At 70.0% G+C, this 26,685-nt stretch carries 26 protein-coding genes and 1 tRNA gene; 13 read left to right on the top strand and 14 right to left on the bottom strand.

Annotation, left to right across the window (positions count from 1 at the left end; genetic code table 11):
* The first annotated feature begins 33 nt into the window (after positions 1-33).
* The gene (locus AC4BEG_RS21765) at positions 34-1,053 is read left to right on the top strand and encodes a DUF5753 domain-containing protein (protein ID WP_490701421.1); all 1,020 of its coding nucleotides are present in this window, start codon (positions 34-36) and stop codon (positions 1,051-1,053) included.
* On the opposite strand, the gene AC4BEG_RS21760 is transcribed toward AC4BEG_RS21765, so the two are convergent.
* A complete protein-coding gene (locus tag AC4BEG_RS21760; RefSeq protein ID WP_490701420.1) occupies positions 1,026-1,619 on the bottom strand; it encodes a lytic polysaccharide monooxygenase auxiliary activity family 9 protein in 594 nt (197 codons plus the stop codon). The genes AC4BEG_RS21765 and AC4BEG_RS21760 overlap by 28 nt on opposite strands.
* Before the next feature lie 162 nt (positions 1,620-1,781).
* Between AC4BEG_RS21760 and AC4BEG_RS21755 the strand changes: the two genes are divergently transcribed.
* Positions 1,782-1,855, top strand: a tRNA-Lys gene (locus AC4BEG_RS21755).
* Between the two features lie 81 nt (positions 1,856-1,936).
* Here AC4BEG_RS21755 and AC4BEG_RS21750 read toward each other — a convergent pair.
* A complete protein-coding gene (locus tag AC4BEG_RS21750) occupies positions 1,937-3,175 on the bottom strand; it encodes an FAD-dependent monooxygenase (RefSeq protein ID WP_490701419.1) in 1,239 nt (412 codons plus the stop codon).
* A gap of 57 nt (positions 3,176-3,232) precedes the next feature.
* Here AC4BEG_RS21750 and AC4BEG_RS21745 point away from each other — a divergent pair, with 57 nt between their 5' ends.
* The 4 genes from AC4BEG_RS21745 (at position 3,233) to AC4BEG_RS21730 (ending at position 7,194) form a co-directional block, all read left to right on the top strand.
* Positions 3,233-3,727: a MarR family winged helix-turn-helix transcriptional regulator gene (locus AC4BEG_RS21745; protein ID WP_490701418.1), complete on the top strand. Its 495-nt coding sequence runs from the start codon at positions 3,233-3,235 to the stop codon at positions 3,725-3,727.
* Positions 3,728-3,881: 154 nt separating this feature from the next.
* Positions 3,882-4,151 carry a hypothetical protein gene (locus AC4BEG_RS21740; protein ID WP_490701417.1) on the top strand — a complete coding sequence of 90 codons (270 nt, stop codon included), beginning with the start codon at positions 3,882-3,884 and terminating at the stop codon, positions 4,149-4,151.
* Entirely contained in the window at positions 4,144-4,773 is a 630-nt protein-coding gene (locus tag AC4BEG_RS21735; RefSeq protein ID WP_490701416.1) for a DUF6879 family protein, read from the top strand. Before AC4BEG_RS21740 ends, AC4BEG_RS21735 begins: the two co-directional genes overlap by 8 nt.
* Positions 4,774-4,848: 75 nt before the next feature.
* Entirely contained in the window at positions 4,849-7,194 is a 2,346-nt protein-coding gene (locus AC4BEG_RS21730) for an ATP-binding protein (protein WP_490701415.1), read from the top strand.
* A gap of 45 nt (positions 7,195-7,239) precedes the next feature.
* Here AC4BEG_RS21730 and AC4BEG_RS21725 read toward each other — a convergent pair whose 3' ends face one another.
* From AC4BEG_RS21725 to AC4BEG_RS21695, 7 genes are all read right to left on the bottom strand, one after another.
* Positions 7,240-7,827, bottom strand: a complete 588-nt coding sequence (locus tag AC4BEG_RS21725; RefSeq protein ID WP_490701414.1) for a choice-of-anchor C family protein — start codon at positions 7,825-7,827, stop codon at positions 7,240-7,242.
* A gap of 176 nt (positions 7,828-8,003) precedes the next feature.
* Positions 8,004-8,453, bottom strand: coding sequence for an ATP-binding protein (locus AC4BEG_RS21720; protein ID WP_490701413.1), 450 nt, complete (start codon positions 8,451-8,453; stop codon positions 8,004-8,006).
* A 180-nt stretch (positions 8,454-8,633) separates the two neighbouring features.
* Positions 8,634-9,863: a lanthionine synthetase LanC family protein gene (locus tag AC4BEG_RS21715; RefSeq protein ID WP_490701412.1), complete on the bottom strand. Its 1,230-nt coding sequence runs from the start codon at positions 9,861-9,863 to the stop codon at positions 8,634-8,636.
* Positions 9,860-12,547, bottom strand: a complete 2,688-nt coding sequence (locus tag AC4BEG_RS21710) for a lantibiotic dehydratase (RefSeq protein ID WP_490701411.1) — start codon at positions 12,545-12,547, stop codon at positions 9,860-9,862. The genes AC4BEG_RS21715 and AC4BEG_RS21710 overlap by 4 nt, the downstream gene beginning before the upstream one ends.
* 239 nt (positions 12,548-12,786) lie before the next feature.
* A complete protein-coding gene (locus tag AC4BEG_RS21705) occupies positions 12,787-12,996 on the bottom strand; it encodes a hypothetical protein (RefSeq protein WP_490701410.1) in 210 nt (69 codons plus the stop codon).
* Between the two features lie 82 nt (positions 12,997-13,078).
* The gene (fxlM, locus tag AC4BEG_RS21700; protein ID WP_490701409.1) at positions 13,079-14,302 is read right to left on the bottom strand and encodes a methyltransferase, FxLD system; all 1,224 of its coding nucleotides are present in this window, start codon (positions 14,300-14,302) and stop codon (positions 13,079-13,081) included.
* Complete coding sequence (locus AC4BEG_RS21695; protein ID WP_490701408.1) at positions 14,299-14,622, bottom strand: hypothetical protein; 324 nt, start codon at positions 14,620-14,622, stop codon at positions 14,299-14,301. Before AC4BEG_RS21695 ends, fxlM begins: the two co-directional genes overlap by 4 nt.
* A gap of 114 nt (positions 14,623-14,736) precedes the next feature.
* Between AC4BEG_RS21695 and AC4BEG_RS21690 the strand changes: the two genes are divergently transcribed.
* From AC4BEG_RS21690 to glxA, 6 genes are all read left to right on the top strand, one after another.
* A complete protein-coding gene (locus AC4BEG_RS21690; protein WP_490701407.1) occupies positions 14,737-15,582 on the top strand; it encodes a helix-turn-helix domain-containing protein in 846 nt (281 codons plus the stop codon).
* Positions 15,579-15,767 carry a DUF397 domain-containing protein gene (locus AC4BEG_RS21685; protein ID WP_490701406.1) on the top strand — a complete coding sequence of 63 codons (189 nt, stop codon included), beginning with the start codon at positions 15,579-15,581 and terminating at the stop codon, positions 15,765-15,767. Before AC4BEG_RS21690 ends, AC4BEG_RS21685 begins: the two co-directional genes overlap by 4 nt.
* Positions 15,764-15,946: a DUF397 domain-containing protein gene (locus AC4BEG_RS21680; protein ID WP_490701405.1), complete on the top strand. Its 183-nt coding sequence runs from the start codon at positions 15,764-15,766 to the stop codon at positions 15,944-15,946. The genes AC4BEG_RS21685 and AC4BEG_RS21680 overlap by 4 nt, the downstream gene beginning before the upstream one ends.
* A 72-nt stretch (positions 15,947-16,018) precedes the next feature.
* On the top strand, positions 16,019-16,705 hold the full coding sequence (locus AC4BEG_RS21675) for a FadR/GntR family transcriptional regulator (RefSeq protein ID WP_490707155.1): 687 nt from the start codon (positions 16,019-16,021) through the stop codon (positions 16,703-16,705).
* Positions 16,706-17,041: 336 nt separating this feature from the next.
* Positions 17,042-18,961 carry a glycosyltransferase family 2 protein gene (locus AC4BEG_RS21670; protein ID WP_490701404.1) on the top strand — a complete coding sequence of 640 codons (1,920 nt, stop codon included), beginning with the start codon at positions 17,042-17,044 and terminating at the stop codon, positions 18,959-18,961.
* A gap of 3 nt (positions 18,962-18,964) precedes the next feature.
* Entirely contained in the window at positions 18,965-20,938 is a 1,974-nt protein-coding gene (gene glxA / locus AC4BEG_RS21665) for a radical copper oxidase GlxA (RefSeq protein WP_490701403.1), read from the top strand.
* Positions 20,939-20,947: 9 nt separating this feature from the next.
* Here glxA and AC4BEG_RS21660 read toward each other — a convergent pair whose 3' ends face one another.
* The 4 genes from AC4BEG_RS21660 to AC4BEG_RS21645 all read right to left on the bottom strand — a co-directional run bounded on the left by AC4BEG_RS21660 (position 20,948) and on the right by AC4BEG_RS21645 (position 24,604).
* Complete coding sequence (locus AC4BEG_RS21660; RefSeq protein ID WP_490701402.1) at positions 20,948-22,024, bottom strand: glycoside hydrolase family 6 protein; 1,077 nt, start codon at positions 22,022-22,024, stop codon at positions 20,948-20,950.
* A 348-nt stretch (positions 22,025-22,372) separates the two neighbouring features.
* Positions 22,373-23,164 (bottom strand): class F sortase, encoded by a 792-nt coding sequence (locus AC4BEG_RS21655; RefSeq protein ID WP_490701401.1) that lies wholly within the window; start codon positions 23,162-23,164, stop codon positions 22,373-22,375.
* A gap of 5 nt (positions 23,165-23,169) precedes the next feature.
* Positions 23,170-23,727 (bottom strand): hypothetical protein, encoded by a 558-nt coding sequence (locus AC4BEG_RS21650; RefSeq protein WP_490701400.1) that lies wholly within the window; start codon positions 23,725-23,727, stop codon positions 23,170-23,172.
* Positions 23,728-23,821: 94 nt separating this feature from the next.
* Positions 23,822-24,604, bottom strand: coding sequence for an HAD-IIA family hydrolase (locus AC4BEG_RS21645; protein WP_490701399.1), 783 nt, complete (start codon positions 24,602-24,604; stop codon positions 23,822-23,824).
* A 238-nt stretch (positions 24,605-24,842) separates the two neighbouring features.
* Here AC4BEG_RS21645 and AC4BEG_RS21640 point away from each other — a divergent pair, with 238 nt between their 5' ends.
* The gene (locus tag AC4BEG_RS21640) at positions 24,843-25,031 is read left to right on the top strand and encodes an antitoxin (RefSeq protein ID WP_490701398.1); all 189 of its coding nucleotides are present in this window, start codon (positions 24,843-24,845) and stop codon (positions 25,029-25,031) included.
* A 24-nt stretch (positions 25,032-25,055) separates the two neighbouring features.
* On the opposite strand, the gene AC4BEG_RS21635 is transcribed toward AC4BEG_RS21640, so the two are convergent.
* Positions 25,056-26,531: a hypothetical protein gene (locus tag AC4BEG_RS21635; RefSeq protein WP_490701397.1), complete on the bottom strand. Its 1,476-nt coding sequence runs from the start codon at positions 26,529-26,531 to the stop codon at positions 25,056-25,058.
* Positions 26,532-26,685 lie beyond the last annotated feature (154 nt).

Below are 26,685 nucleotides of genomic sequence, written 5' to 3'. Positions count from 1 at the left end.
TGCTGCTAGTTGGCCATACGTCAGACTGGCGACATGTCCTACCAGCCAGTGCCCACGGTCCGGCGCAGGCGCCTGGGGTCCGCACTGCGCAGACTGCGCACCGAGGCGGGAATGACGCTGGACGCGGCCGCCGACGCCCTGAACGCCGCGGAGTACGCCTCCGCTCACGCCCGCCACTGGACCGCGCCGAAGCTCTCCCGGATCGAGAACGCCAACGCCACGATCCGCACCACGGAGGTCGGCACCCTGCTGCGGGCGTACGCGATCGACGACGCCGACACCTGGGCCGCGCTCGAGGTCATGGCCGCCCAGGCGGCCAAGGACGCGACCAGACGCGGCTGGTGGCAGTCCTACCGCGGGGTCGTCGCACCCGCCTACGCCGACTACATCGCCCTGGAGTCGGACGCGGAGTCCGTCCGCGACTACGCCCCGCTGGTCCTCCCCGGACTGCTACAGACGCCCGACTACGCGCGCGAGACCATCGCGGGCCACGCGGTGACCCGTACCGAGTCCGAGATCGACGCCCTCGCCGAAGTGCGCCTGGCCCGCCAGGCCGTACTGACCCGCCCCGGCGCCCCGCTGAAACTGTGGGCGGTCATCCACGAGGCCACCCTGCGCCGCCGCTTCACCGGCCGCCCCGCCCTCATGACCGCCCAGCTGCGGCGGCTGCTGGAGGTGGCCGAGTGGCCGACGGTGACGCTCCAGGTGATGCCGATCGACGCCGCCCCCAACCCCGGTGACTCCGGCGCGTTCACCCTGGTGGGCTTCCGCGGTCCGCTGCCGGATGTGGTCACCCAGGAGAACGTGTGCGGTCCGACGTATGTCGAAGGCGCCGATGACGTCCATGTGTTCGCCGATGCCTTCGGCCGGATCGTGGACAGCGCGCTGTCGGCGGAGGCGACCATGGCGCTGATCGACAGCCTGATCCACGACGGTGCGGTGCCGCCCGGACGGCACCGCACCCGAGGCTCCGGCCTCGCTCCGAACGGTCGGAACGGTCGGCACGGTCGGCACGGTCGGAACGGTCAGAACGACACGTCCGAGCAGGCGTAGAAGGCGTTCCCGGTGTCCGCGATCGTCCACACGGCGAGAATCAGATGCTTGCCGCTCTTCCCGCTCGGCAGCGTGCCCGTGTGCGAGAGCGAGGACGGCGGCCGCTGACCGTGGTACGGCACGGTCAGGAACGGCTGCGGCTCCAGGCTCGCGCGGGTCAGCCGCTGGCCGGGATTCCATCCGTTCCTGGTGATGTAGTACCGGAAGTCGGTGGTCGCGTGCGAGGCGGTGAAGCGCCAGTTGAACGTGTAGCTCTGCCCCGCGCTGACCTTGGTCGCGGGCCAGTTGCCACCCCGCGGATCGTCGAGCTCCGCGAACCGGCTGTTACCGCCCGCGCAGATCAGCCCGTCCGCCGGCCCGCCCGCCGGGAACCCCTTCGGCCCCTCGACGCTCTGCGGCTCGTACTGGATGGCACCGCACCCGGTGACGGTGCCGTTGGCACACAGCTTCTGGCGGCTGATGGGCGAGTCGGTGTACCCGTGGCTGGAAGCGCTGCCGCCGGTCGCGAGGACGGAGACCGCCGTGAGACCGATGCCGATGACAGCAGCGCGGATCTTGTTGCGCATGCTTCGCTCCTGAAGACGTGGGGAGTCCATGAGCCGTGCACTGCGGTCTAGACCAAGTCAAGCGTAGCGAGCAGTTTTAGACATGTCCATACCAATAGCCAGGCCACGGCACCGCTGGTCCGGAGCACTGTCCGAGGTCCGGTAGGATTCCTTCGTCAGCAGGCGCCGCTAGCTCAGTTGGTTAGAGCAGCTGACTCTTAATCAGCGGGTCCGGGGTTCGAGTCCCTGGCGGCGCACCTTGGCTTACGCCACTGACCTGGGGTTTCTCGGTTCACCGAGAAACCCCAGTCGCTTTTTCGGGCCCCGCGCGGGCGGCCCTACGCCCCTGCGGGCACGGGATACCCGGGCAGCGTGAGCGCCGTATAGGCGCTCCGGCCCTTCCGCCCGACCGGCCCGATGCGAGCGAGCAGGGGCGCCATCCGCAGCATCCGGTTCCGCAGCCACAGCCCGGCGCGAGTACGGGGCATGAGCGTGGCACCCCCGCCGTCGGCGAGCGCCTGGTTCAGCTCGACGAACGTCCGCATCACCCGCTCGTACGCCTCGAGGGCCTCCGCGAAACCACCCCGGCCGGAACCCGCGGCCACCTCCCCGGCCAGCACATACGCACCGGCCAGCGCGATGCTCGTGCCCTGCCCGGAGAGAAACGAGGGGGCGTACGCGGCGTCGCCGACGAGGGCCACCCGGCCGCGCGACCACCGGGGCATCCGGATCTGGCTGACGACGTCGAAGAAAAGGTCCTCGGACGTGCGCATGGCGTCCACCATCCGCGGGATCTCCCAACGGCCATCGGCGAAGGCCGAAGCGACCAGATCCCGCTGGGCACCGGGGTCGGCGAACGCGCCGTACGGCGGATCGGGACGGGCGAAGATCAAGAAGGCATGCAGCTGATCGCCCTCGCCGGGTGCGTACAGGGTCGCGGCCCTCCCCGGCGCGTTGCACACCAGCGCCTCATGCGAGAGCCCGAGGCGGTTGGGCATCGTGAACCCGGCGAAGCAGTAGCCGAGATACCGGTGGAACCGCGCCTCGGGCCCGAACGCCAGCCCCCTGGTGCGCGAATGGAGCCCATCGGCCCCGATGACGAGGTCGAAGACACGCTCCCGTCCACTGTCGAAGACCACCTCCACAGCCTTGCCGCCGCCGTCGCCGTCGCCGTGCAGCGCGGCGATCGAGTCGCCGAACAGGAACTCGGCATCGTCCCGCACGGCGTCGTACAGCACCTCGGCCAGATCCCCCCGGGGCAGTTCGATGTCCCGCCCCTCCGTCCCACCGACGAGGGTTTCGGGCTTCACGGAACTCAGCAACTTCCCGTCGGCACCCACGAAGCCGATGCGCCGGGTGCGTATATGAGCCTCCCGCAACCGGGGCAGCACCCCCATCCGCCGCACCACCTCCAGCGCGGTGCCCCGGACATCGATCGGATAGCCGCTCCCGCGCATCGCCGGCGCCTTCTCCACGACGGTGACGGCGAAGCCGTATCGGTGGAGCCAGTAGGCCAGCGCGGGCCCCGCGACACCGGCTCCGGAGATCAGGACCTCGCCCTTCGGTAACTTCCTCATTGACGTACCTCCCTGGAACAAAAATATACCTAACTTAGGTAAGCAAGAGGATGTGTGATGGCCCCGAACGACGATGACCCGCTCGCGGCGGTGCTCCCCCATCTGACGCAGCTCAGCAACGCGTTGCACCGCGGCACCCTTTTCGAGCGCACCGTCACGGCCGCCGGAATCACGCTGGAGCGGCCCGCGTTGGCGGTTCTCGGCGTCCTGCGCATGGCCGACCAGCCGCTGCGCATCGGCGAGATCGCCACCCGGATGCAGGTCGCGGGCCCTCATGCGACGCGCCAGGTGCAGGGGCTCGAACAGCGCGGCCTCGTCCACCGGGTCGCCGATCCCCACGACCAGCGAGCCCGGCTGATCGCCCTGACCCCGGAGGGGCAGACGACCTCCGACCGCTATATGCGCACATTGCTCTCCTGGTTCACCGCCGCCATGGCCGACTGGCCGCAGCAGGACCGCAAGGAACTGGGGCGCCTCCTCGGCCGCATGGTCGAGGACGTCACCGCCCACCTGGCGTCCGCCGAGGCCCTCGACGGGCCTGACCGCCCTTGACGCTGATCCGCCCCGGATAGGCGGTGTGCTCCGGCGCACCCGGGGCTCGGGCGCCTGCACCAGGAAGGGCCCCCGGCCACCGCGCACCGCCTTGTTGTGCGTTGCCACGCAAGTACACTCTGTAACGGCGACTACGCACCGAGTGGAGGCAGAGATGGCTCGCAGCTGGGAGGCCGACCCGTCCGCGTTATTCGACCGACGGCTCGGCAAGTCGGCAGCAGAACTGGGGAATTCCGACGGCCGTGACGAGTGCCCGGACATCTGGCGGCTCGCCAACGGCGACATCGCGGTGATCGGCACGGACCTCACCGACACCTACCGATCCCGTCTGCCGGACAGCGTGACCCTGGGCCCCGGCGAGCGGCTGGTCGTCATCCCCGGCAACATGCTCACCGCCGCGAAGGCAGACATCCCCGATGTCTGACCACCGTCCCCCGCCACTCGCCCCCGACCAGGGCGAACGGTTCACCCGCGACGCCTACAAGAGCGACTTCCGGCAGCGCGAGGCAGGTATCCGGGATGCCGCCTCCTGGAAGCTGGAGCGCCGTCAGCACTTCGAGGAGCAGGGCAGCCCCAGCCGGGACGCCCTGCGCCGGGGCGAGTGGCTGGAGGCGCTCAGACTCCTCGAAGACCGCCGTGACACCCTGCGCGCGGCCGCCGAGGAGGACGCGCGGCACGGCCACGCCTTCCACCGGGTGCGCGTCGTGGGCAAACCACTGACGCCCTATGTGCAGTGGGAGCTCCACTCCCACCGTCAGCTCGCCGAGCACGGCGAGCGCATCCGCATCGTCACCACCGAGCAGGTGGCGTCCGCCGAAACCGCGGATCAGCTGCCGGAAATCGTGGTGCTCGGCGGCAGCACGCTCTACCAAGTGCTCTACGACGACGCCGGCGCGACCATCGGCGCGATCCGCTGGACCGAACCCGACGCCGTCAAGCAATGGGCTCGGTACATCAAGGAGCTCTACGGCATGGGCGAGGACATCGCGTCGTACTTCGACCGCGAGGTGGCGCCCCTGCCGCCTCCCTCGATCGGAAAGGATTAGGCGATCACGGAGTCCAACGGGGGCGGCGGGCACCATGACAGCAGCCGTTCCGAACTCTCCGGATCCTCCCGCGATGTGGTGCAGGCCAGGAACATCAGCGGAGGGATCCACTTCCACGGGCAGGACCGGCCAGATCGCACCCCCACCGCCGGTCCGACCCCCCGGCAGCTCCCGGCCGATGTGCACGGATTCGTCAACCGCTCCGATGAACTAGGGCAGTTGAACGCGATCCTGGTCAACGCCGAGGGAGATCCGCTCGTCGTCTCGGTGTGCGTCATAGCCGGAACCGCGGGCGCGGGAAAGACCTCCCTCGCGCTGCGCTGGGCCCATCAGGTACGGGACCGCTTTCCGGACGGGCAGCTCTATGTGAATCTGCGCGGCTACGACCCCGGGGAGCCGGTCACGGCCCAGGAAGCCCTGCACCGCTTCCTGACCGCCCTCGGCGTCGGCGCCGCCGCCATCCCCCAGGACCTCGACGCCGCCGGGGCGCTCTACCGCTCCCTGCTGGCCGACCGCCGCGTACTGATCGTGCTGGACAACGCGGCCACCGTGAGCCAGGTCCGTCCCCTGCTGCCCGGCAGCGCCAGCAGTCTGGTCGTCGTCACCAGCCGCAGCCGTCTGTCCGGCCTCGCCGTCCGGGACGGCGCACGGCGGCTGACCCTCGGTGTGCTGCCCGAGCCGGAGGCGGTCGCCCTCCTGCGCGCGGTCACCGCCGGATACCGGCCGGACGACGACCCCGGGAAGCTCACCGAGTTGGCTCGGCTGTGCGCCCGGCTGCCGCTGGCCCTGCGCATCGCGGCCGAACGCGCCGTGAGCCACCCCCATATGCGGCTGGACGACCTGATCGCCGACCTGCGGGACGAGTCCGCGCTGTGGGACGCCCTCAGCACGGGCGATGACGAGGAAGCCGAAGCTGTACGCACGGTGTTCGCGTGGTCCTACCGAGCCCTGCCCGAACCGGCCGCCCGGCTCTTCCGCCTCCTCGGCCTCCATCCGGGACCGGAGTTCGGGCTGCACGCCGCCGCCGGCCTCGCCGGACTCCCCCTCAACCGGACCCGGCAGCTGCTGGACTCGCTCGTCAGCGCCCATCTGCTGGAGCAGACCGCCCCGGACCGCTACCAGTTCCACGATCTGCTGCGCGCCTACTCCCTCGCCCAGGCCCAGCACGAGGCGCCGCCCCAGGAACGGGACGCCGCCCTGCGCCGTGTCCTGGTGTGGTATCTGCACACCGCCGACGCCGCGCAGAGCCGGCTCAGTCCGGCCGAGGACCACGTGGAGCTGCCGCCCCTGCCCGACGGGATCCAGCCCCTCACCTTCCCCGACTACAACGCGGCCGTGGACTGGTCCGAGCGCGAACACACCAACCTCCTCCGGAGCGTCCGCACCGCGGCCGATGCCGGACACGACCGGCTCGCCTGGCAGTTGTGCGCCGTGCTGTGGTGGGCACAGTTCCCCTCCGCGCCCGGAGCCGACTGGCTGCGCGTGGGCCATCTCGGTCTGGACGCGGCGGCCCGCTGCGGGGACCGCGCCGCCGGTGGGCTGCTGTCCACCTGCCTCGGCATGGCGTACGCACAGGTCAATCGCATCGCCGAGAGTCTGGGCCACCACCGGGACGCGCTGACGGTCTGGCGTGAGCTCGGAGACCGCGTCAACGAGGCCCATGCGCTCAACCTGATCGGACTCAGCGCACTCCGGCAGCGCCAACTCGACACCGCAGTCGACCACTTCGAACAGGCCGTCGCGCTCTTCCGGCAGGAGAACTCCGCCCACTGGGCGGCCACCGCCCTGTCCAACCTGGTGACCGCCCATTTCCGCGCCGGGCGCCTGACGGAGGCGGCATCCCTGGGCGAAGAGGCGCTGGCGGCCCACCGCGAGCTGGACAACCGACGCGGCGAGGGCAACATCCTGCGGATGCTGAGCGAGCTGCGGCGGGAGCGGGGCGACACCGGGGAAGCCCTGGTCATGGCCCATGCGGCGCTCGACATCGCGATCGACCTCCGCAACCTCCGGCTGGAGGGCTACTGGCTGCTCACCCTGGGCGACGCCCAGCAGGCCGACGGCCGGTTCACCGACGCCCTCACCTCGTACCACCGCTCCGCCACCCTCCACCAGCGCCTCGGTGACCGCGACCGACAGGCCCTCGCCTGGCACGGCGCGGGCGAGGCGTACCAGCGGCTCGGCCGCCGCGCCGAAGCGGCCGACTTCCACCGTCAGTCCGCGGCCGTCCACCACGACCTGGGCGACCCCTGGCACGAAGCCCTCGCCCTCGACGGGCTGGCCACGGCCCTGGCCGACGACGCCCCGGAGTCGGCCCGCGGGCACTGGACCGAGGCGCTGCGACTCCTCGCCGACTACGACGATCCGCGGGCGATGGCCGTACGGGACGCCGTGGCACGGCGGCTGGGCGAGGCGGACAACTGAGGCCCCGGCGCCGATGCGCCGGGGCCACTCCGAGTGTGATGGTGGTCAGCAGCTAGGGCACGGTGCGCACTCGCGCACCTGCACGTCGTCGAGGACCGGTCCGGCGGCCGTATTGGTGGTGCTGGCGAACGCCAGGGTCGTGGAGGTGCCGGTGGCCACGAAGGTCACCTCACGGGTCACATAGCCCATGTTCGTCATGGACTTGCCCGTGGTGTCGAAGGTGAAGTCCTGGAAGTTCTGCCCGTCCACCAGGACCTTCCCGGTCTTCACGGCCGGGCCGCTCGCGGGGTTCCCCGCGAGGGAGTACGTCACCGAGTACCGCTTCCCCGGGACCGTCGTGAACGTCTGCGCCACGGTTCCGCCGCTCTGGCCGCTGAGGTCGACGGACTGATCGCCTTCTGCCGCCTGCCAGAACCCGGCACCGATGTGGTCGACGCTTCCGGCGGTAACCTGCCACGGGCCGATGGAACCCCCCGCCGTCACCAGCTGGAACGAGTTGGCCGGCGCCACGGGTGTCTCGAAGCTGCCGTCGTCGAAGCGGCTGACGGCCGTGGCCGCCATGGCTCCGGTACCGGTACCGGCCAGAACACCGGCAGCGACGGCAGCGACGACTAAGGCGCGAATGGACGACATATCCCCTCCTGAGGGAAAGATTCGCGTGGGTCCCGATTGACCCGGCCGCTGAAATCTCCCGCACCGCGGGGCGGACCACCAGGGCCGGACCCCGGCGCACCGGGGTGTGGCCATGAGTCAGGCGATAGCAGCACGCCGGAGGCCCGCGTCAACCGCCCCTCGCCCTCGACCAGGGCTCAAGTCGCCTGCGAGCGGCTGTTGTTGAGCACCGTCGCCCACACCGTCTTCCCCGGGCCGCGGCGGTCCCGTACGCCCCAGCGGTCGGCCAGCGCCTCGACCAGGAGCAGGCCGCGGCTCTGTTCGTCGTCGGACGTGGGGGCCTTGGGGATGGGGTCCGCGTGATGGGTGTCCGAGACCTCGATCTCCAGACGGCCCGCGTGGTCGTCGTACCGCAGCAGCAGTGCGAAGTCCCGCCCGGGAACGCGGCCGTGCAGCACGGCGTTGGCGGACAGTTCGGCGACGACGAGCACGGCGGCGTCGTAGCCGCCGACCCCGGGGGCGAACCCCCAGTCGGTGAGCTGGTGCACGGCCAGCAGCCGGGCGAGACGCGCACCGCGCCGGGTGGCGGAGAAGCGCTGCGCGAACGAACGTACGGTGAGGGGGGCTTGGGTTCGTGGAGCGGTCATGGCGGAAGCGTTCCGGGGACGACCGGCTGTCAGCCAGGTCCGACACCCACCCAGTTTGCGTTGTATTAGTTCACGCCCTGAACGGGGTCGGTCACCGTGCGTGACGATGCGGAGTTTAACTTCTGACTTGGACGCCATTCTGGTCGGCACTGGATGGCACCGTCCCCCGGCCCGGCTTAGCTACGACAGCAGGATGAGGCAGTCCCAGGTGTCGGTCGGTCTGGCTGACGACAGACCGCTGAGGTCCGCGAGAGCCAGTGCGGTGCCTGCCCGGCCGGTGAGGAAGCCGTGCGGGCGCGAGGTCGTGGCGTCGGCCAGGGTGGTGTAAGCGGCAATGTCCGCCAAGGGGCGGCAGAAGAGGCGGAGGGCGCTTTGAAGGATGCCTGCGCTGCCATGGCAGAGGGCTGTGCCTTCGGTGTCCCAGTTCTCCGGCGGCCTGGCGGCGAGGCTGTTCATGGCTGCGGCGGCGGTGCGGTTGAGTGCCGGAAGGCCAAGAGCCTGGCTGGCACTGGTGAGAGCGGCGGCAATGCCCGGGGTCCCGTAGCACCAGGCGGTGGTGCGCCCTGTGATGGGGGTGGTGGTTCCACTTGGGCTGTTGTCCAAGGTGTTTCCGCTGACGTGGGGTGGCCACGTGCGCTGGGGAGTTTGCCAGGTCAGAAGCCACTGAGCTGCGGTGTGGATCGCGTCGTTCTGGCCTGGAACGGTGTGCCCGGCCTGATGGGCTGTGGCCAGGAGGGCGAGCGGACCGGCGATGCCGTGAGCGATACCGGTGGTGGCTGCGCCGGAGGGAGGGATGCGGACGGTGGGTGGGTGGAGGGTGGCGGGAAGCCACCAGCCCGGTCGGGTTCCGACGGTGGTGAGGATCATGTGGGTGAGGGCTGTCAGAGCGGCGTTCAGTCCCGGCTCGGCTTCGGCGCCGTGGCCGCGAGTATGGGCGGCGAGAAGGACACGCCCGATGCCGGTGAGCCCCTTGATGGCGTCGTAGACCGCCCAAGGGGTTGCTTCTGCACGGGCGGCGCGTTGGTAGTGGTGGCGAGCGAGCGCGGCGGCACGGGCGGAGAGCCAGGCTGTGGCGCGGGGCAGCAGGGCCTGGTGCTGGTCGTGAGATGCCAGGTAGCCGGTACCGATGATCAGGGAAGCAGCAAGGGCTCCAGGGCCGGTGTGGATGCCGTCCGGAGGTGCAGTGCCCAGCAGGCGGGCAGCAGCGTCCCAGTGGGCCGCAGCCGTTTTGGCCGAGCCAGGTTCCGCCTCGGCAAGGCAGGCGTGCAGGATCGCGGTGCCTGCGAGCCCATAGCACAGGGTGTGGGCGGCACGGTCCGACAGGGAAGCGGTGACGTCGCTGGGGATGCGTAGGTCGCGGGCGATGTCCAGGGCGCATGCGGCAGCCTGGGCGTGGACGTCGGCTTTCATGAGTGGTACAGGAGGTCGGCGGCCAGGGTCCGCATGATCCGTTCGACTCCTGGGTCGATGGAGAGCATGCGGTTGGCATGCATGTGGATGACATCGCTGGCGCACCGGGCGGTGGACCGCTCAGGAACGGCGTCGCGGTAGGCGATCAGCGCGGCGCGGCGCTCTGCGCGAGCTGCGGCCAGATCGGCGGGGATGAGCGCATTGGGCTCGTCGGCGAGGTGGGGGCGTAGGGCGTCACGGTGACGGCGCTCGTCCCGGTTGAGGCGGCCAGGATTCAGGGCTGAGCGGGGCTGGTCGGGAGCGAGAGTGCAGGCGGTCTCGGTGGCGCCGGCGGCGGCGGCGAGGAAGCGCACGTCCTCGGTATGGGTGAGGGCGGCCAGGGCGAGACGGCTGTCGGCGCAAAAGAGGTGTTCGGCGGCGGTGATGGCCTGCGGCCCGCCGTAGCGTTCGATCTCCTGCTCGTACGGCTCCAGGCGTAGCAAGCCGGGTCCGAGTAGGCCGCGGCGGTGCAATTGGTCCGCAAGACGGGCCAGTTGTGGCTGGACGCGGGTGGCAAGGGTGTGGGGGTTGGCGTGGAACCGCAGACGCAGGTGAGGTCCGAGGGCTGGGGTGGTGTAGCGCAGCCAGAACCAACGGTCGACGTCGTCGGGAAGGTTGGCCAGCAGCGGGGCGAGCTCGGTGAGGACTGTGTCGTGGAGGTGGCCGGGTGTGCAGAGTGCGGCGGACAGCCAACTGCTGCCAGGCAGGTGAGTGCCGGTGCCGGAGGCGCGCAGTGCGTACCGCGGGTCGGAGGCGGCATGGTGGGGAGTGTGGCGCCGGGTGAGAGGGACGACGAGGTCGATCAGATGGCGGGTTCCGTTCGGCCCGTCGACCACGGCCAGTTCCTCGGGGGCGGCAAAGGGTTCTCCCAGAGTGCGGGTGCCACGACGGATGCTGCGGCGCAGCAACTCGCGCTGATCGGGCTGGCGCAAGTCGAGGGGGAGGCGGCGGTCGGCCTCCTCGGCGACCAGCACGGGCGGTGGCGTCGGCCGAGTGTTGATACGCCAAGCCATGAGGCGCGTTTCGAAAGTGGCGCGGTGGTCCGCGGATGCGGCGAGGGCGTCGGGCAAGCGCCAGCGGGCGGGGGCCAGAAGGACGTCGCGGTAGCGCACGCGTGGGGTGTAGGGCCAGCAGGACAGCGAGCCCCAGTTCCAGGGGTGCCACGGCCGGGTTCCGGAGTGCCCGAGGAGGTGGAGGAAGTACACAGCCGGGGGCAGAAGCCGGGGCGCGATGCGGTTGTGGAGCACGGGTATGACCGGCCTCTGGTGGTGGGTGGACCACAGTTGCAGGTGAATTCCGGTGGTAGTGACGGCGAGGCCGTGGGGGACGAGGTCGCCGGGGCGGGCGGGGACATCGATCGGGATGCGCCAGGGGGCGGAGCCGGTCTCGGCGGCCAGTGCGCCGGCTGTGGTACGGGGTCGGCAGACGATTTCCGCGATCATGGGGCCGCTGCCGGTGTCGGCTTTCTCCCGGGGGGCGAGGTCTGGGAGCCACCTTGTCCAGCGGCCGGGTGCGGCTCCGGCGTTATGGGAGCCGGTGCCAGGGCAGACCGCGATGCGCAGTCCGTTCGCGTCGCGCAGCAGTTGGATGTGGATCTCGGCGGTGCGCGGCGGCGGCAGGGGCGAGGGGTTGGTGAGCTGGTCGATGTGCTGCTGAGTGAGGACGAGTTCGTCCTTGCCTTCCGACAAGGCGTCGGCGAGCAGCCCGGCCAGTGCGGCAGTGCGGCGTGCGTCGGGGACCTCGTCGGTGCCGATCGCGTCGTGAGGTCCGGGTAAACCGAGGCCGGTGACGGGGTCGAGGACATCCAGCAGCGGCACGAGCCGGTGGTGGCCGTAGGCGGCGCAGAAGCGCCGGTGATAGTCGGTCAACGGACCGGTTCGGTGACCAATCCGCCAGAGCAGCGAGGCGGCTTCGGCGGCTTGCTCGCCCACCGCAGGAGGCAAGGCGATCTCGGCATCGGCAAGGGTGTCAACGACCAGCGGCCGACTCGTGTGATGCAGCGTGTCGGCCAGGTCACGGGCCTCCTCCAGCAGCTTCCGTCTGTGCCGGTTGCCGGGCGGGTGCGCATCGCACTGGTTCAGCAGCTGGTCCAAGCGGGTCAGGGAAGTCCGTGCTGTCGCTGTGGCCGGGAGCTTGTCCAGCAGGTGCCTCAGCGGGTCCGCGCGCAAGTCGGTTGGGAGCAGGTCGGTAAGCAGCAAGCCGGTGTCGATCATGTCGACCAGGGCCCGCGTGGCCTGGTGGAGGGCGGCGCCGGGATGGCGGCGGAGAAGGTCGGCGAGAAGGTCAGCGGCCGACGCTCCGGCGCGGCTGGCTTCCAGCAGCCAGCGCGAGACCTCGGTGGCGCGCACGCTGGCGAACCGTGGCCCTGTGGAGGCGGGATGCTCGATCTCCAGTCGGTCCCCTCTGGTGGCGGCTGAGGACGCGGCAGTCAGGGTGAGCGCGGGCAGCAGATCAGGCTCGTCGTGGAGAAGCCGGTCTGTTATCGCGGTCAGCCAGGCGGGGCTGAGGGTGGTGACGGTCCGGTGGGCATCCCCCAGCCGCATGGTGGGGGCAGGCGCGGTGAGCTCAGCGGGGGCGACCCCGGCGAACACCCCCTGCGGGGTGGTACGCGTACGGGAGCGCAGATCGTAGGCACAGCGTGTCACTCGTCCGCGCTCTGTGCCATCGGCAACCGCCTGCGCAGCGCTCCGGCCTGCCAGGAACACGCCTTCGCATAACACACCGTCGCAGTCGCTACCGATGGGATCGAGGAAGGGGCGCAGCGGGATCCGGGCCATCGCCATGGAGGAAGGGTCGAAGAGCCTGCGCATCACACCATCCCGTCGATAGGCCCGACCAGGGACGGGCCGGGCGCGCGCTGCGCGCGCCCGGCCCCTGAGTACCGTCAGCAACCGGTCGTCGGGCCCTGCGGTGGCGATTCCCCGCAGCCGTCCCCGGTGGTGTCGCCCTCGTCGTCGTCGCCGTCGCCGCCGAGCCAGAACCCCAGCCTCCCGATCTCCTCCTCGACAGGGTCCAGGTCGAAGGCGTCGGCCAGCCCCTCGGGCAGCTCGGCCAGTTCCTCGGTCGGCGGTGCTTGGGGTGTCGGTGGTGTCATCTTCACTCCCTCCACTCGGGCCTCCCGGGCTCGGCGCCGGGAGGCGTGGATCCGGACCGCCCCAGCGGGGCCGTCCGAGTCTTCAGGTGATCACCAAACGCACGCTGGGCTTGTCGACCGTCACTTCACCGGGACCGGGTTCCTGGCCGTCGCGGCGGTAGGCGCGCACGACGGGTTCCCCCGCGTACCTGACCTCCTGGTCGAAGCGGTCGAGAGCGTCGGTCAGGTGAACTGCGAGGCGCTCGCGGTCCGGGCCGTGGGCGATGACCCCCAGTTCGTAACGCTCCCCCGCGGCCTGACGGGCTTGGCGCAGCGTGACGTAGGCCAGCGAGTCGCGGTCCCACACCGCGGGCGCGCCCTTGCCCAGCACCCAGCCGACCAAGCCACGCTCGGCCGCTGCCTGCGTGGCGCGCAGCCTGCCGTAGGGGGCGACCGCGCCCGCGAGCCACACGTCCAACCGCGGCAGCAGTCCTTCCGAGCCGCCCAGCTCCACCCCCGTCCACCGCTCATGCCGGGGACCGGTGAACGCTGCGGTCAGTGCGTCCGCGTCGGCGGGCTGGTGCTCGTCGACCACCAACCGCACCTCGCGCCCGGCCAGGCGTACGACACGTGGCGCGTGCGCGCTGTCGCCCTGCATGGCAACGAAGCCGGAGACGATGAGCGTGTCGCTGCGCAGATGATCCCGTTCGCGGGCGAAGGCGATGGTGCGGGAGAGGCCGCGGAACCGAAGCGGTACCACGAGCCGCCCCGCTGGGGCGAGTTGATCCAGCCATGCCGACGACAGATCGGAGGCGCCGACGGTGACAACAATCCGATCAAACCCCTGAGCCGGAGCGTCCTGAATCGGCCGGGCACCGTCCGCCTCCATAACCCGCACCTGCCCATAACCGGCTTCGGCAAGCAGCCTGTGCGCCCGCGCGGTGATGTCGGGATCGATGTCGATGGTGGTCACCGTCCCCTGTTCGCCGACTAACTCCGCCAACAGCGCCGCGTTGCACCCCCCGGAGCCGATCTCCAGCACCCTCATGCCGGGAATCACCTGGGCCGCCTCCAGCATCCGGGCATGTAACCACGGAGCCGAGACCGAGCTGATCGGCTTCCCCTGCGCGTTGCGCTTGGTAAAGACCGCCTCCGGTGCCCCGTACACCTCTTCGGCAGACACCTCGGGGACAAAGAGGTGCCGCGGCACCTTACGGAAGGCGGTCTCCACAGCAGAAGAGGTGAGTGCCCTTCGCTCCCGCAGACCCTCCACCATCCGCTCACGCAGAGCGTCAGACGCCTCCACATCCATACCGGCCTCGGTCACGCGGAACTTCCTTTCCGGCCGTCCTCGCATGCTCTCGTCACCGTACTGACGAGAACTTCGACGGGAAAGCCACCATGGAACCACGCGGCGGGGTCCGTAGCACCACTTACCGGACATCCCGCCGACCACCCGGCGTTGGCGGACAGTTCGGCGACGACGAGCACGGCGGCGTCGTAGCCGCCGACCCCGGGGGCGAACCCCCAGTCGGTGAGCTGGTGCACGGCCAGCAGCCGGGCGAGACGCGCACCGCGCCGGGTGGCGGAGAAGCGCTGCGCGAACGAACGTACGGTGAGGGGGGCTTGGGGTCGTGGAGCGGTCATGGCGGAAGCGTTCCGGGGACGACCGGCTGTCAGCCAGGTCCGACACCCACCCAGTTTGCGTTGTATTAGTTCACGCCCTGGACGGGGTCGGTCACCGTGCGTGACGATGAACAGATGGCAGCAGACAACGGCGGCAGCCCGAACAGCGAACCCGAGATGTCGGACACTCTCAAGACCTTTGGCGCGGTCTTAAAGGCTCTACGAGACGAAGCGGGCCTGACGCAGGAGCAGTTCGCTCCACGCGTGCAGTACTCGGTGCCGTACATCGCCAAGATCGAGCAGGGCAAACGGTTCCCACCGAGGGAGCTGATCGAGCGGGCGGAGGAGGTGTTGGGCGCCCCGGCCGCGCGTGTACTGGGCGCGGCATACCGCAGTCTGACACGGAAGGTCGGACTGGCGTCATGGTTTCGGCACTGGGCGGGGATCGAGGAGGAGGCGGTCTCACTCCTCACGTATGAGTGTGCGGTCATTCCGGGGTTGCTTCAGCCCGAGCCGTACATCCGCGCGGTCTTCGACCGCTACATCCCCCTCCTCCCAGCAGAGAAGGCCGAACAGCAGGTCATCGCCCGGCTCGCCAGGCAGCGGCTGTTCACGGAGCTGCCGAGCACAGCCTTCTGCTTCGTGATTGAACAGGCTCTGCTGGAACGGGGATTCGGCGGTGCCGAGGTCACTCGGGCGCTCGTGGATCACCTCCTTGAGCAGCAGGGCCGACTGAACGTCGAGATCCAGGTCATGCCCCTACGGCAGGAGGACCACTTCGGATTCGAGGGACCCATGTGTCTCGCCGAGACATTCGACCACCGATGGGTCGGCTACATCGAAGCGCACGATACGAGCGTCCTGATCACTGACCCAAAAGCCGTCAGTGCCATGCATCAGCGCTATGGCAAACTGCGCTCACAGGCTCTGAGCCCTCAGGCCACTACGAGCCTGCTGGAGCAGATGCGAGGAGCGCTATGAACACCGCAGAACGCGACTGGTTCAAGAGCAGCTACAGCGGCGGCGGAGGCGGCAACTGCGTCGAGGTCGCCATACGCCCGGCCACCATCCACATCCGCGACTCCAAGGACACCACCACCGGCTCTCTGGTCGTCTCCCACGACGCCTGGGCCGCGTTCACCGCCTTCGCGACGGAGCCCCGGTGAGCACCACCGAACGCGACTGGTTCAAGAGCAGCTACAGCGGCGGCGGAGGCGGCGACTGCGTCGAGGTCGCCATACGCCCCGACACCGTCCACATCCGCGACTCCAAAGACACCACCACCACCCAACCCACCGTCTCCCACACCGCCTGGGCCGCCTTCCTCGCACTCGCACGCCTCTGATCACCGCGCGCCGCCCCCGGTAAGCTGTTCGGATCGGAGGTGGCGGTGGCGGTGGCGGCGCATACGCGGGGGATGGCGAGTGACCTCCAGGAACGCATCAAGCGGCTGATCGTCGACCGGCGGCTGACGTCGGGGGCTCCGCTGCCCACCGAGACCGAGCTGATGGAGTTGCTCGGGGTCAGCCGCAACTCCGTGCGCGAAGCGCTCAAGGCGCTCCAGGCCATGGGGATCGTGGAGATCCGGCACGGCTTCGGGACCTACGTGGGGCCGATGTCGATGGCGCCGATGATCGAGGGGCTGATCTTCCGGACCGTCGCCGGGCACTACCGCGGCGAGGAGAGCCTGCTCCAACTGCTGGAGCTGCGCGAGGCCGTGGAGACCGGACTGATCGCGCGCCTCGCCGGGCGAATACCCGCGGCCGACCTCGCCGAGCTGGACGCGATCGTCCAACGCATGGAGGCGGAGGCCGAGGCCGGGGCCGTGCGGGCGGAGACGGACCGGGCGTTCCACGCCGCGCTGTACGGGAGTCTGGACAACACGCTGCTGAGCGAGGTGCTGGAGGCGTTCTGGGACGCCTTCCACCGGGTGCGCACCGATCTCGTCGACGTCCCGACCGACCCCAAGATGACCTGCGCTCAGCACCGGCGGATCCTGGAGTCGGTGCGCTCGGGCGACGCGCTGCGCGCGGAAGAGGCTATCCGCGAGCACTTCGGCAACATCCGTACCCGACTGCGTTCTCCGCTCCCCGACCCCGAGTAGTCGATTTTCGGCCGCCGCACGGCCATCCCCCCCGTGTCGATTTGCCCCGCCCGCCCTGGTTCGCCCGTGTGACCGGATGAACGCGGCCAGCCCTGGAACGGGCGGCTCCGCGCCGCAACAGCGCCTCGCGGCAGCAAAGTTGCTGATCCAGCTGAGCCCAAGACGCAGCAAGATCGATTTGCCCAAGATTTACTTAGCAAATATGCGCAAGATATTCACTCCGTATCCGCACACCTGTCCACATCCACTACTGTGCCGCCTACGGCCGAGGGGGGGCGGTTCCGGCCGACAGCACTGACGGCACGCACCAGACCATGCGTGCGGGGGGAATGACTCATGACGTCGTCGCCTACCGGCGCCCGGCAGCCTTCGTACGAACCGACCGGGAGGTACGCACCGACCGGGAGGTACGAGTCGGCCGAGCGACCTGCGCCGGCCGCGCGACCTGCGCCGGCCGAACGGCACGAGCCGTACGACCCGTCCGCCACCACCCGCCTGCGCCTACCGCGCCAGCTCCGGAACGGACCGGTCCGGCACCGGCGGCGACGCCCCCTGCCCAAGTACGACTACGAGCACTACAGCAGGCTGGCCGGACCGCTCACCCAGCCCGATCCGACCCAGCCCTACCGGGTGCGCTACCGCAGCCTGCTCGCGCAGGAGCCGCATCGCATCCGGGCGGCGCTGCTGCTGGGGGCCGCGCCCCTGCTGTCGCTGGGGTTGCTGATCTGGCTGATGCAGCCCTCGCACTGGACCGAGCGCGAGGGCGCCAGCTCGACGCTGGTCGTGATGGACGCGGTCATGCTGGTCTCCATCGGGCTGATCGAGCTGTTCCGCACGATGAACGTGCTGTCCAACGCCCATGCGACGCTCGTGGCCCGCGACCCGGTGCCGGTGATACCCGAGACCGGGACCAAGGTCGCCTTCATCACCACCTTCGTGCCCGGTAAAGAGCCGCTGGAGATGGTGACGAAGACCCTCGAAGCCGCCATCCGGCTGCGCCACCGCGGGGTGCTGCACGTCTGGCTGCTGGACGAGGGCGACGACCCGGAGGTCAAGGAGGTCTGCCTGAGACTGGGCGTGCACCACTTCTCCCGCAAGGGCGTGGCGAAGTGGAACCAGCCCAAGGGCCCGCACCGCGCCAAGACCAAGCACGGCAACTACAACGCCTGGCTGGACGCCCACGGCGACGCCTACGACTTCTTCGCCTCGGTGGACACCGACCATGTGCCGCTGCCCAACTACCTGGAGCGGATGCTCGGCTACTTCCGCGACCCGGACGTGGCCTTCGTCGTCGGCCCGCAGGTCTACGGCAACTACGACGCGGCCGTCACCAAGGCGGCCGAGAGCCAGCAGTTCCTGTTCCACGCGCTGATCCAGCGGGCGGGCAACGCCTACCGCGGCCCGATGTTCGTGGGCACCAACAACGCGGTGCGGATCAGCGCCATCAAGGGCATCGGCGGGCTGTACGACTCGATCACCGAGGACATGGCCACCGGGTTCGAACTGCACCGCCACCGCAACCCGGCCACCAACCGCCACTGGACCTCCGTCTACACCCCGGACGTACTGGCGGTGGGTGAGGGACCGACCGCCTGGACCGACTTCTTCACCCAGCAGCTGCGCTGGTCCCGGGGTACCTACGAGACGATCCTCAAGCAGTTCTGGAAGGCGCCGTTCAGCCTGCCGCCGGGCAAGCTCTTCAACTACACCCTGCTGGTGATCTTCTATCCGATGTCGGCGCTGAACTGGATCCTGGCCGCGCTGAGCTGTGCGCTGTTCCTGGGGTTCGGCGCCTCCGGTATCGAGATCGACCCCGCCATCTGGATGATGCTCTACGGCAATGCCTCCGCCCTCCAGATCGGCCTGTACATCTGGAACCGGAGGCACAACGTCTCTCCGCATGAGCCGGAAGGCTCCGGCGGCGTCGCCGGAATGGTGATGTCCGCGCTGGCCGCGCCCGTCTACGCGCGTTCGCTGTTCGACACCGTACTGCGCCGCAAAAGCCGCTTCGTGGTGACCCCCAAGGGCGACTCCTCGAGCCCCGACACCCTCTTCGGCACCTTCCGGATCCATCTTTTCTTCCTGGTGGTCTTCGGCGGGTCGCTCGCCTCTTCCTTCTACTTCGGCCACAGTCATCCAGCGATGACCGTTTGGGCATCACTTGCCCTGGCTGTCTCAGCCGCGCCGATCATCGCCTGGCGGTGGACCGTCCGCCAGGAGAAACGGAAAACGCAGCCCGCCCTTGGGGGACGATAAGAAGTGAAGTACCGACCGAGTCGCCGCACCCGCCGCTTCGGGTTCGGTGCGGCGGCTGTCATCGTGGTGGCCGGGATGAACGGCCCGGCCCTCTACCGGTTCAGCTCCGAGAAGTACCACAACTACAAGATCAACCAGCCGGAGTACAAGGCCGACAACGGCCACTGGGACGTGGTGAACGTCCCCGACGAATACCGCATCAACACCATCCACGCCGCGCTGCTCCACACGGGGAAGGTGCTGCTGGTCGCGGGCTCGGGCAACAACGCCAAGAACTTCGCCGCCAAGTCCTTCCGCAGTGTGCTGTGGGACCCGGAGAAGAACACCTACAAGAACATCCCGACCCCCAAGGACCTCTTCTGCTCCGGGCACACCCAGCTTCCGGACGGAAAGCTGCTGGTGGCGGGCGGCACCCAGCGCTATGAGAAGCTCCAGGGCGATGTCGAGAAGGCGGGCGGACTGATGTTCGTCCACAACGAGAACCCGGACAAGCCCAAGACCTTCCCGGCCGGTACCCGCTTCACCGGTAAGGAGAGCGGAAAGACCTTTGTGTCCAAGGACCCGGTCCTGGTCCCGCGCGCCAAGAAGACCAAGAGCGCCAGGACCGGAAAGGTCCGTGTCACCCCCAGCACCGCACGCGTTTATGTCGAGGCGGTGCGCAAGGGCAAGAAGTACCAGACCGGCACCGAGGACAATTTCCGGATCGCCGGGCTCGAGGGCAAGGACAAGCAGAACTTCTACGGCATCGCCCAGAAGCTCTCGTTCGACAAGAAGGACTTCCAGGGAATCAAGGAAGCCTATGAATTCGACCCGGAGTCCGAGCGCTACATCTCGGTCGACCCCATGCACGAGGCCCGCTGGTACCCCACGCTGACCACCCTTCAGGACGGCAGGGTGCTCTCGGTCTCCGGTCTGGATGAGATCGGCCAGGTCGTCCCGGGCAAGAACGAGATCTACAACCCGAAGACCAAGAAGTGGAAGTACCTGCCGAAGAAGCGGTTCTTCCCGACCTACCCCGCGCTCTTCCTCACCGACAAGGGCCGCATCTTCTACACCGGCTCCAACGCCGGATACGGCCCCGACGACAAGGGCCGCACCCCCGGTGTCTGGGATCTGAAGAGCAACAAGTTCGACGTGGTGCCGGGGATCAGCGACCCTCAGCTGCTGGAGACCTCGATGTCCGTCCTGCTGCCCCCGGCACAGGACCAGCGGTACATGGTGCTCGGCGGCGGCGGGGTCGGCGAGGACTCCCGGGCCACCGCCAAGACCCGGATCGTCGATCTGCACGCCAGCGCGCCGCGCTTCAAGGACGGCCCGGACCTGTACGCCAAGGCCCGCTACCCCAGCAGTGTGATCCTCCCCGACGACACGGTGCTGACCACTAACGGCTCGGGCGACTACCGCGGCCGCGGCGACAGCAATGTGCTCAAGGCCGAGCTCTACGACCCGGGGACCAACTCCTCCCGCGGGGTGGCCGACCCGCTGGTGGGCCGTAACTACCACTCCGGTGCGCTACTGCTGCCGGACGGCCGGGTGATGACCTTCGGTTCGGACTCGCTCTTCAGCGACAAGGCCAACACCAAGCCCGGAGAGTTCCAGCAGCAGATCGACATCTACTCGCCGCCGTACCTCTACCGGGACTCGCGCCCGAAGCTCACCGACACCGGGCCCCGGACGGTCAAGCGCGGCGGCACGACGAGCTACGCCACCTCCCGGCCCTCGGCGATCGAGAAGATGCGGCTGATCCGACCCAGCTCCTTCACCCATGTCACCAATGTGGAGCAGCGGTCGATCGCACTGGACTTCAAGCGGAAGAAGGACGGCATCACGGTCCGGCTGCCCAAGGACTCCTCGCTGGTGCCGCCCGGCTGGTACATGCTCAACGCGGTCGACAAGCAGGGCACCCCGTCGGAGGCGGTGTGGGTGAAGGTGCCCGGAAAGGCCACCACGAAGTCCCGGGCCGCCGCCCAGGACTGAGCGGGACCGCTATTCGGCGTTACGGGCGAGATCGAGCGCGTACCGCGGCCACCACTGACCCGCCTTGGGGCCGCCCTTGCAGGTACCGTCCGACTCGCCCGGACGCTTGATCCACAGATAGGCGTCGACCAGCCTGTCCCCGGTGTCGGTGGTCGGCGTCTCGCCCAGCGCGCGGCCCTTCGGATTGCACCACGCCTGCGGATCGTCCTTGCCCGGGGCCGGGCCGTTTCCGTTCCGGCTGGTGTCGATCACGAAGGGCTTGCCTCCGACCAGCGCCGACAGCTTCCTGCCGTACGCCACGTTCTCCTTCGTCGTCTGGTAGTTGGAGATGTTGAGCGCGAAGCCGTCGGCCTTGGCGATGCCCGCACGCTTCAGCGGCTGTGCCATCCGGCGCGGGTCCTTGATCCAGTGCGGGTTCCCGGCGTCCAGATAGACCTTGGTGTGCGGCAGCCCCTTGAGCTTGTCGACGGCCCCGGTCAGCAGGTCGTACCGCTCCTCGTGGAACTGCTCGGGCGTACAGCCGTCCACGAGGTGCGGCAGCGCGTCGGGCTCCAGGATCACGGTCGCGGGGCGGTTGCCGATTCCGCGGACCGCCTTGTCCAGCCAGGCGCGATAGGCATTGCCGTCGGCGGCACCGCCCTTGCTGTACTGCCCGCAGTCGCGGTGCGGGATCTCGTAGAAGACCAGCAGCGCGCTGCGATTCGCCTTCGCGGCGGCCTGGGTGAAACCGCTCGCCTGCCCCTCGGGGTCGTCCAGCCCGAGCCACTCCGCGGCCGGCTGGTCGGCGATCTTCTCTATCAGCCTCGCCTGGTCCCGCTCGCCCTTCTCGCGGTACGCCGCGACCTGCTTGGCGGCGCTCCCGTCCGGGTTCACCCAGTACGGCACGGTGGCCTTGGGCCGCTGTCGGGGCCGCTCGGCCGCGGCCGCGTGATCGCCGTCGCCGCTGCTGGAAGAGCCGAAGCAGCCGGAGAGCGTCACGAGCGACAGCAGGGCTCCGGCGGTGGAGACCGCGCGGGTACGGCCACGGGCACGACGGCTGCGAAGACGGGCAACGTGCTGCCGACGGCCGGTGTAACTGCCGTACATCCACTCCCCCTTGGGTGCACGCCGCGAGGAACACGCCGTGGTCCCCCGGCGGGACAAGACCGGTCGAATCAATCCTTACACAACGCGCCGGAGGCTCGGGGCGCATCGGCGACCCCGGCTCGCGTTTTCGCCCCGCCGCACTAAGCGCTCCGCGGGAAGTGCCACGAGGTGCCGTCGTTCGTCTGCGGCTGCCCCGTGGCTGGTCGCACCACGCGGCGGAGCCGCACATCGACACAGCCCCACCGCCTCTTCGGGGCAAGAGTCCGCTCGGTCAGCGGCCCGGTGGGTGGCGGGTCTCACATCCGGCGGCACGGCGCCGAGGGGTGCCCGTCCACAGGTGAGCGCGCGTCAGCCGGAGTCGTGGCCGCTGGAGTCGTGGCGGCCGGAGTCGCCGCCCGCGGCGCCCACCGGATGCCGGGGCTGTCCGCTGGTGCCCGTCAGATACGCGGAGACGACCACATTGGCGGTGTACGACCGCGTCGCCTTGTCGAACCGTCCCCCGCAGGTGATCAGCCGCAGTTCGGCGCGGTTCGGGGCGTGTGCCCCATACACCCGCCGGGCGTCGAACCGCTCGGTGGCCACCACTTCGACGTTCTCCACGGTGAACTCCGCCGTGGTGCCGTCCGTCCGCGCGATCCGCACGGTCTCCCCGCGCTTGAGGTGGCTCAGCCCGTGGAACACCGCGGGCTTGGACCTGGTGTCGAGGTGACCCACCAGCAGCGCGGCGCCCGCGGAACCGGGTTCGGGGCCCGCGCGGTACCAACCGACCGTACCGGCCCGCTTGTACGACGGCGGCTTGAGCGCGCCCGCACTGTCCAGGCCGCTGGCGACAACCGGGGCGCGGACGCGCGCCGCCTCGATCTCGACGCTCTTCGGCCGCGCGGACGGCAGCGGGGCGTGCGCCGGGGGCAGCGGATGCGCGGGCGGGCGTCCGACCGCGGCCACATCGCCGGTCATCGGCACCGATCCGCCCGTCCCCTCCGTGCTGTCCCGGCCCCACATCCACAGGCCGAGCAGCAGCACCGCCCAGGCGACGCCCGTGGCCAGCCGCCCGGCGCCGCGGAACCTCCGGGCGCCGCCGTCCTCGTCGCCGGGCCCGTCGGCCCGGCCGCTCCCCAGTCCGTACCCGTATCCGTCCATGGCGCTCAGCTCGAACCCGCGCCGGTGGGACGGCGGCGGCGCCGGTGCACCGCGAGCCCGCCGACGGCCAGCGCCGTACCGCCCGAGAGCACCAGGCCGTACGCCTCCGCGCCGCCGAAGTCCTGGTGCATCCGCCCCTCGGCGGGTGCGCTGCCCCCGCCGCCCGCGTGGACCGGGGCGATGGGTGAGGGCGGGCTCTCGACGGCGACGAACACCTTCTCCCGCGGCTCCACGGCGCTCGCCCGGTCACCGCAGTCCACGGTCACCCGGTGGGCGCCGCTGGCCGCGGTGGAACGGATCGTGGCCTCACTGAACAGCCCGTCCCCCTCCGGTGTCAGCTCGGCGTCGTCCACGAACACGGCCGACGAGGCGGTGGCCACCTTTCCGGGGCAGCCGAAGGCCCGTACCTCCACCTCGGCGCCGGGGGGAATGGCGAACGGGCTCACGCGGATCGTGGCGGTGCCGTCGTGCCGCTGGTCGGCGAGGGCCGGAGCGGCGACGACGGGACAGAGAGTGACCGTACCCAGAGCGACAGTACAGAGAGTGAGGGCGACTGAGCGCATGGTGAACCTCCTCCATCAACGAGGCTCACGCGCCCGACCGGGGCCCGCATCCGCTGCGGACCACGACTGGGCCGATCGGGTCGCTGAGCGGAGCTCAGAGAATGCGCTCGACCAGATCGGCGATGGACTCGACCACGGTGGACGCCCGGTAGGGGAACCGGTCGACCTCCTCGCGCTGGGTGACACCGGTGAGGACGAGGAAGGTCTCCATACCCGCTTCGAGACCGGCCCGCACATCCGTGTCCATCCGGTCGCCGATCATCGCGCTGGACTCGGAGTGCGCGCCGATCGCATTCAGCCCGGCCCGCATCATCAGCGGATTGGGCTTGCCGACGAAGTACGGCTCCTGGCCGGTCGCCCGGGTGATCAGCGCGGCCACCGATCCGGTGGCGGGCAGCGCTCCCTCGGCGGAGGGGCCGATCTCATCGGGGTTGGTGGCGATGAACCGCGACCCGTTGTTGATGAGCCGGATGGCCTTGGTCAGCGACTCGAAGCTGTAGGTACGGGTCTCCCCGAGCACGACATAGTCCGGCTCCACGTCGGTGAGGACGTAGCCGATGTCGTGCAGGGCGGTGGTCAGTCCCGCCTCACCGATGACATACGCGGTGCCCTCGGGGCGCTGCTCGGCCAGGAACTGGGCGGTGGCCAGCGCCGATGTCCAGATGTTCTGCTCCGGCACATCGAGCCCGATACGGGACAGCCGGGCCTGGAGATCGCGCTGGGTGTAGATGGAGTTGTTGGTGAGCACGAGGAAGGGCGTCTCGGTCTCCCGCAGCCGCTTGATGAAGGCGTCCGCACCGGGAACCGGTATCCCCTCGTGCATCAGCACGCCATCCATGTCGGTGAGCCATGACTTGATCGGCTGGCGCTCTGCCACTGATTGCTCTCCGCTCGGTTTGACCACTGAGGGTCGGCACGACCCTGGGATCGCGCCGACCGGCTGGCGACGAGCTCAGCCTAACCGGGCAGGGCGGCGGCGGAACCAGACGTGTCACCGCAGGATGCGGCGGTCCAGCGCGACAGACCAGCACAGGTGTCCGATGCTGAGGAGAGGGTGGCTTCCGCCCCGCGGGGGCTTTCGCCCCTGGAACGAGCCGGACCGTAAGGAGACCGTCATGGGCATGATGGACAAGCTGAAGGGCGCGCTCGGCAAGCACCCGGACAAGTCACGGCAGGCGGCGCGCAAGGGGGCCGACACCGCCGACAAGAAGACCGGCGGCAAGCACTCGGAGCAGATCCAGACCGGCTCGGACAAGCTCGACGACGAGCTGCGCCGCCGGGGCGAGGGGCCCCGGGGCCAGTAACCGCCGTATCGCCGCCGCCCGCTCTCACCGCCCCGGGCGGCGGGACTTCACCAGGAGGACGGTGCCGCCGGTCAGGAGCGCGACGCTGAGCACGCCGAGCCCGGCGAGCAGGGCGTTGTGGCCCGTCTCGGCGAGCTCGCGCGGCCGGTGACCGGACTGGTGGCCGCCGTCCTCCTGCTCGCCCTTCTCCTCACCCCCGGCATCGGATCCGGGGTCGATGGTGCCGGGGTCCTCGGTGCCCGGGTCTTCCGCACCGGGGTCCTCGGTTCCGGGGTCTTCCATGCCCGGGTCCTCAGTGCCGGTGCCGGTGCCGGGGTCAGTCGTACCCGGGTCCTCGACTCCGGGGTCTTCCGTGCCGGGCTCTTCGGTACCGGGCTCTTCGGTACCGGGGTCGACGTCGACTCCGGTGTCCTCGTCGGCGCCGGTGTCCGTACCGCCGGTGTCATCCGTGCCGGTGCCGGTGCCCGTGTCCGTCTCCGGCTCCGTCTCCGTCTCCGCGCCGGAGTCCTCCGGTGTGGTCTTGAGCTGGTCCTCGGTGTCGGCGCCCGGCGGCACCGGGACGGGGCTGCTCTCCTTGAGCCCGGTGCCGGAGGACGACCGGGACGGACTCGGACTCGCACTCGGAGACGGGGGCTTGGCCCGCGGCGGGGTCAGACTCCGGGTCGACGGCGCGCTCGGGGCGGCCGTGCCGCCGGTGCCGTTGGTGTCCTTGGGGCGCGCCGTGGCGGAGGAGCCCGTGTCGTCCGTACCGCCCGCGCCCACACCGTCCGTCGCGTCCGGACCGACCGAGGCGTCCGTCTTCCCTGACGCGTCCGTACCGCCCGTCGCCGTATCCGTGGGCTCCGTCTCCGGCGTCTGTGTCCCCGCGTTGTCGATGCTGAACTCGTAGTCGTTGGACTGCCCGACCCAGTCGCCGTCGTCCTCGCGCCGCTGGACGGCGATGGCGTTGGTGGTCACCTTCCCGCGCGGCGCGTTGTCCGCGAACCGCGTCCGCAGCTGTACGTCCACGGCCTTGCCCGCGGGCACGGTGAAGCCCTCGAATTGGTCGTCGAAGACGCCGAGGTTCTCATCCTGGTCGGTCGTCTCGAAGGAGACCGGTCGCCAGGTGCCGCCGTCGGCGGCCGGGTCGAGGAACTCGAAGCGGATGTGCTCGGGCCGCAGCGCGTGGGCGCGGTCGACGAACACCGCGATGGGGTGGATGGCGCGGCAGCCGGTGTCCGTGGTGTTGCGCAGCTCCAGGTGCCAGGTGCGCCAGGCGCCGCCGCGCGCGTAGTGGTCCGGCCCGCCGTGGAGGCGGGTCGCGATCGGGAACTCCGTACTGTCCTGACTGCCGCAGACCGGTGCGGCCACCGCTGTGGACTCCGGTCTGGTGTCGGATCCGGGATCGGCCTCCGTATCGGCCGCGTCGGCATGGGGCGCGAGCCCGTAGAGAGCCGGGGCGAGCGCGATCGCGGCCGCCGGGAGGAGGGCACGCAGGGACAGTGCGGTGGACAGGCGCATGAGTGAACCTCTGGAGTGCTACGGCGTTTCCCCGAGCACTCAGCTCCCTTCCACCTCCGCACGCCGACACACCGCACAAGCCACCGATTGCCCTCGTCTGGCCCTCAACAACCCACGCGATCGGCCTAGTCCGACCCGCCTCGGCTCGCCCGCC

Source organism: Streptomyces sp. JLBJ103 (genome assembly GCF_058215575.1).
The sequence above is the reverse complement of the archived record's forward strand: the minus strand, read 5'-3'. Positions and strand labels throughout refer to the sequence as shown.

Bases quoted from the DNA above. Each gene is read 5' to 3' on its own strand.
- AC4BEG_RS21765 (WP_490701421.1), top strand. From the start codon at position 34: ATGTCCTACCAGCCAGTGCCCACGGTCCGGCGCAGGCGCCTGGGGTCC.
- AC4BEG_RS21735 (WP_490701416.1), top strand. From the start codon at position 4,144: ATGTCTGACCACCGTCCCCCGCCACTCGCCCCCGACCAGGGCGAACGG.
- AC4BEG_RS21725 (WP_490701414.1), bottom strand. From the start codon at position 7,827: ATGTCGTCCATTCGCGCCTTAGTCGTCGCTGCCGTCGCTGCCGGTGTT.
- AC4BEG_RS21740 (WP_490701417.1), top strand. From the start codon at position 3,882: ATGGCTCGCAGCTGGGAGGCCGACCCGTCCGCGTTATTCGACCGACGG.
- AC4BEG_RS21695 (WP_490701408.1), bottom strand. From the start codon at position 14,622: ATGACCGCTCCACGACCCCAAGCCCCCCTCACCGTACGTTCGTTCGCG.
- AC4BEG_RS21640 (WP_490701398.1), top strand. From the start codon at position 24,843: ATGGGCATGATGGACAAGCTGAAGGGCGCGCTCGGCAAGCACCCGGAC.
- AC4BEG_RS21675 (WP_490707155.1), top strand. From the start codon at position 16,019: ATGGCGAGTGACCTCCAGGAACGCATCAAGCGGCTGATCGTCGACCGG.
- AC4BEG_RS21705 (WP_490701410.1), bottom strand. From the start codon at position 12,996: ATGACACCACCGACACCCCAAGCACCGCCGACCGAGGAACTGGCCGAG.
- AC4BEG_RS21720 (WP_490701413.1), bottom strand. From the start codon at position 8,453: ATGACCGCTCCACGAACCCAAGCCCCCCTCACCGTACGTTCGTTCGCG.
- AC4BEG_RS21650 (WP_490701400.1), bottom strand. From the start codon at position 23,727: ATGCGCTCAGTCGCCCTCACTCTCTGTACTGTCGCTCTGGGTACGGTC.
- AC4BEG_RS21745 (WP_490701418.1), top strand. From the start codon at position 3,233: ATGGCCCCGAACGACGATGACCCGCTCGCGGCGGTGCTCCCCCATCTG.
- AC4BEG_RS21660 (WP_490701402.1), bottom strand. From the start codon at position 22,024: ATGTACGGCAGTTACACCGGCCGTCGGCAGCACGTTGCCCGTCTTCGC.
- AC4BEG_RS21690 (WP_490701407.1), top strand. From the start codon at position 14,737: ATGGCAGCAGACAACGGCGGCAGCCCGAACAGCGAACCCGAGATGTCG.
- AC4BEG_RS21760 (WP_490701420.1), bottom strand. From the start codon at position 1,619: ATGCGCAACAAGATCCGCGCTGCTGTCATCGGCATCGGTCTCACGGCG.
- AC4BEG_RS21750 (WP_490701419.1), bottom strand. From the start codon at position 3,175: ATGAGGAAGTTACCGAAGGGCGAGGTCCTGATCTCCGGAGCCGGTGTC.
- AC4BEG_RS21655 (WP_490701401.1), bottom strand. From the start codon at position 23,164: ATGGACGGATACGGGTACGGACTGGGGAGCGGCCGGGCCGACGGGCCC.
- AC4BEG_RS21685 (WP_490701406.1), top strand. From the start codon at position 15,579: ATGAACACCGCAGAACGCGACTGGTTCAAGAGCAGCTACAGCGGCGGC.
- AC4BEG_RS21635 (WP_490701397.1), bottom strand. From the start codon at position 26,531: ATGCGCCTGTCCACCGCACTGTCCCTGCGTGCCCTCCTCCCGGCGGCC.
- AC4BEG_RS21670 (WP_490701404.1), top strand. From the start codon at position 17,042: ATGACGTCGTCGCCTACCGGCGCCCGGCAGCCTTCGTACGAACCGACC.
- AC4BEG_RS21715 (WP_490701412.1), bottom strand. From the start codon at position 9,863: ATGAAAGCCGACGTCCACGCCCAGGCTGCCGCATGCGCCCTGGACATC.